The sequence below is a fragment of the Microbacterium sp. Leaf351 genome (assembly GCF_001423825.1).
Lineage (GTDB): Bacteria > Actinomycetota > Actinomycetes > Actinomycetales > Microbacteriaceae > Microbacterium > Microbacterium ginsengisoli.
In genome coordinates this window covers 1-981 of the sequence record NZ_LMPK01000025.1, presented here as the reverse complement: position 1 = coordinate 981, position 981 = coordinate 1, and the positions used below count along the sequence as shown (strand labels likewise).

At 63.7% G+C, this 981-nt stretch carries 1 protein-coding gene; it reads left to right on the top strand.

From position 1 onward, the window contains the following. A partial coding sequence (locus ASG00_RS14910; protein ID WP_200930893.1) for a DEAD/DEAH box helicase occupies nt 1-981 on the top strand: 981 nt, incomplete at both ends.

Genomic DNA, 981 nt, shown 5'->3' with positions numbered 1-981 from the left:
CTCGGGCTGCCAGTAACGGACGAGGCGAAGGATGAGGCAATCGCGGCGGAGGTTGCCAGCCAATTGGCTCAGGCCGAGCATGCCACGAGCGTCGCACTCATACGAGTGAACACCGTCGCGCGAGCTGGGCGCGTCCAGACCATGTATGCGGCCAAGGGCGTCGATGCACGGGTTCTCATCGGGACCACATCGGTCGAAGATCGCAGTGCGATTCTCGCGGGCTGGCGAGCGGGCACGATCCGAGCGGTTATTGCAGTGGACATGCTGGGAGAGGGGATCAACGTACCGAACCTGCGGATCGTCGGCTATCACGACAAACACAAGTCGACGCCGGCCACAATGCAGTTCATTGGGCGCCTCGCGCGCGCCAACGAGGAGTACCCGCAGCAGTCTGTCCTTGTCACCGTCCACGACGAGGACGTCTACCCCGCGCTTCAGGGGGCGCTCCGCGAGTTGTACCGTGAAGACGCGGACTGGGCGACCATACTCCCGACGCTGATCGATGAGGAGATCGACCGAGAGCGGCGTGACCGGGAGTATCTCAGTGCGTTCGAAGACCCGCCGGAGAGCTTCAATTTGGCAGCCGTCAAACCGCTGACGCGCGCAGTCCTGCTAGAAGTGCCGCCCGGGGCTACGTTCGACCCGCGCTTCGCCGACGGGGTGCCCGAGGGGTTGCGGGCGGGGCAACGCCTTGCTGGTCGGCACATCGCCTACGCAGGACTCAACGAACACGCCACGCAGTTGGTCGTAATCACGTCCGAGCCTGAGAAACCGAAATGGTACGTAGGCGGCGAACTCACCCGAAGTATCTTCGAACTCGCCGTTGTGAGCTGGCAAAAGAGCCCCGACATCAACCGCTCTCATCTCTTGCTCGTCAATGCGCAGGACCTAACTCTGCTCAACGCGGTTCGAGGTGTTCTCGACCTGGAGTCCCGCGGGGTGGTGGTCTTTCGGGCCCGCGGCGTCGTGACCGCGACGGGG